Origin of the sequence: Streptomyces sp. NPDC093149 (assembly GCF_044754145.1) — a bacterium.
Classification (GTDB): Bacteria; Actinomycetota; Actinomycetes; order Streptomycetales; family Streptomycetaceae; genus Streptomyces.
On sequence record NZ_JBIVON010000058.1, the window covers coordinates 1958 to 5246 of the forward strand.

The following is a 3289-nucleotide window of genomic DNA, read 5'->3' on the forward strand; positions in this document are numbered from 1 at the left end:
TGTCGGGCACGTTGTTGGGTATCTGAGGGTACGGCCGTGAGGTCGCCTTCAGTTGCCGGCCCCAGTGAACCTGCTCTGTGGAGCGGGGTGATGGGTGGCTGGTCGTTGTTTGAGAACTGCACAGTGGACGCGAGCATCTGTGGCCAAGTTTTTAAGGGCGCACGGTGGATGCCTTGGCACCAGGAACCGATGAAGGACGTGGGAGGCCACGATAGGCCCCGGGGAGCTGTCAACCGAGCTTTGATCCGGGGGTGTCCGAATGGGGAAACCCGGCAGTCGTCATGGGCTGTCACCCGCTGCTGAACACATAGGCAGTGTGGAGGGAACGAGGGGAAGTGAAACATCTCAGTACCCTCAGGAAGAGAAAACAACCGTGATTCCGGGAGTAGTGGCGAGCGAAACTGGATGAGGCCAAACCGTATGCGTGTGATACCCGGCAGGGGTTGCGCATGTGGGGTTGTGGGATCTCTCTTTCACAGTCTGCCGGCTGTGAGGCGAGTCAGAAACCGTTGATGTAGGCGAAGGACATGCGAAAGGTCCGGCGTAGAGGGTAAGACCCCCGTAGCTGAAACATTGACGGCTCGTTTGAGAGACACCCAAGTAGCACGGGGCCCGAGAAATCCCGTGTGAATCTGGCGGGACCACCCGCTAAGCCTAAATATTCCCTGGTGACCGATAGCGGATAGTACCGTGAGGGAATGGTGAAAAGTACCGCGGGAGCGGAGTGAAATAGTACCTGAAACCGTGTGCCTACAAGCCGTGGGAGCGTCGCTGTGTGTGCTTGCACATGCAGTCGTGACTGCGTGCCTTTTGAAGAATGAGCCTGCGAGTTTGCGGTGTGTTGCGAGGTTAACCCGTGTGGGGAAGCCGTAGCGAAAGCGAGTCCGAACAGGGCGGTTGAGTAGCACGCTCAAGACCCGAAGCGGAGTGATCTAGCCATGGGCAGGTTGAAGCGGAGGTAAGACTTCGTGGAGGACCGAACCCACCAGGGTTGAAAACCTGGGGGATGACCTGTGGTTAGGGGTGAAAGGCCAATCAAACTCCGTGATAGCTGGTTCTCCCCGAAATGCATTTAGGTGCAGCGTCGTGTGTTTCTTGCCGGAGGTAGAGCACTGGATAGGCGATGGGCCCTACCGGGTTACTGACCTTAGCCAAACTCCGAATGCCGGTAAGTGAGAGCGCGGCAGTGAGACTGTGGGGGATAAGCTCCATGGTCGAGAGGGAAACAGCCCAGAGCATCGACTAAGGCCCCTAAGCGTACGCTAAGTGGGAAAGGATGTGGAGTCGCAGAGACAACCAGGAGGTTGGCTTAGAAGCAGCCATCCTTGAAAGAGTGCGTAATAGCTCACTGGTCAAGTGATTCCGCGCCGACAATGTAGCGGGGCTCAAGCGTACCGCCGAAGTCGTGTCATTCGTACATGTATCCCCAACGGGAGTACGGATGGGTAGGGGAGCGTCGTGTGCCGGGTGAAGCAGCCGTGGAAGCGAGTTGTGGACGGTTCACGAGTGAGAATGCAGGCATGAGTAGCGATACACACGTGAGAAACGTGTGCGCCGATTGACTAAGGGTTCCTGGGTCAAGCTGATCTGCCCAGGGTAAGTCGGGACCTAAGGCGAGGCCGACAGGCGTAGTCGATGGACAACCGGTTGATATTCCGGTACCCGCTTTGAAACGCCCAGTACTGAATCAGGCGATGCTAAGTCCGTGAAGCCGGCCCGATCTCTTCGGAGTTGAGGGTAGTGGTGGAGCCGACGGACCAGACTTGTAGTAGGTAAGCGATGGGGTGACGCAGGAAGGTAGTCCAGCCCGGGCGGTGGTTGTCCCGGGGTAAGGGTGTAGGCCGTGTGGTAGGTAAATCCGTCACACGTTAAGGCTGAGACCTGATGCCGAGCCGATTGTGGTGAAGTGGATGATCCTATGCTGTCGAGAAAAGCCTCTAGCGAGTTTCATGGCGGCCCGTACCCTAAACCGACTCAGGTGGTCAGGTAGAGAATACCGAGGCGTTCGGGTGAACTATGGTTAAGGAACTCGGCAAAATGCCCCCGTAACTTCGGGAGAAGGGGGGCCATTCCTGGTGATGGGCTTTACGTCCTGAGCTGGGGGTGGCCGCAGAGACCAGCGAGAAGCGACTGTTTACTAAAAACACAGGTCCGTGCGAAGCCGTAAGGCGATGTATACGGACTGACGCCTGCCCGGTGCTGGAACGTTAAGGGGACCGGTTAGCTGACTTTCGGGTCGGCGAAGCTGAGAACTTAAGCGCCAGTAAACGGCGGTGGTAACTATAACCATCCTAAGGTAGCGAAATTCCTTGTCGGGTAAGTTCCGACCTGCACGAATGGCGTAACGACTTCTCGACTGTCTCAACCATAGGCCCGGTGAAATTGCACTACGAGTAAAGATGCTCGTTTCGCGCAGCAGGACGGAAAGACCCCGGGACCTTTACTACAGTTTGATATTGGTGTTCGGTTCGGCTTGTGTAGGATAGGTGGGAGACTTTGAAGCGGCCACGCCAGTGGTTGTGGAGTCGTCGTTGAAATACCACTCTGGTCGTGCTGGATGTCTAACCTGGGTCCGTGATCCGGATCAGGGACAGTGTCTGATGGGTAGTTTAACTGGGGCGGTTGCCTCCTAAAGAGTAACGGAGGCGCCCAAAGGTTCCCTCAGCCTGGTTGGCAATCAGGTGTTGAGTGTAAGTGCACAAGGGAGCTTGACTGTGAGACCGACGGGTCGAGCAGGGACGAAAGTCGGGACTAGTGATCCGGCAGTGGCTTGTGGAAGCGCTGTCGCTCAACGGATAAAAGGTACCCCGGGGATAACAGGCTGATCTTCCCCAAGAGTCCATATCGACGGGATGGTTTGGCACCTCGATGTCGGCTCGTCGCATCCTGGGGCTGGAGTCGGTCCCAAGGGTTGGGCTGTTCGCCCATTAAAGCGGTACGCGAGCTGGGTTTAGAACGTCGTGAGACAGTTCGGTCCCTATCCGCTGTGCGCGTAGGAATATTGAGAAGGGCTGTCCCTAGTACGAGAGGACCGGGACGGACGAACCTCTGGTGTGCCAGTTGTTCTGCCAAGGGCATGGCTGGTTGGCTACGTTCGGAAAGGATAACCGCTGAAAGCATCTAAGCGGGAAGCCTGCTTCGAGATGAGTATTCCCACCCCCTTTGAGGGGTTAAGGCTCCCAGTAGACGACTGGGTTGATAGGCCAGATGTGGAAGCCCGGTAACGGGTGGAGCTGACTGGTACTAATAGGCCGAGGGCTTGTCCTCAGTTGCTCGCGTCCACTGTGTT

At 56.8% G+C, this 3289-nt stretch carries 1 rRNA gene; it reads left to right on the forward strand.

Annotation, left to right across the window (positions count from 1 at the left end):
• Nucleotides 1-141: 141 nt before the first annotated feature.
• Nucleotides 142-3267 (forward strand): 23S ribosomal RNA (locus ACIQCZ_RS42320).
• Nucleotides 3268-3289 lie beyond the last annotated feature (22 nt).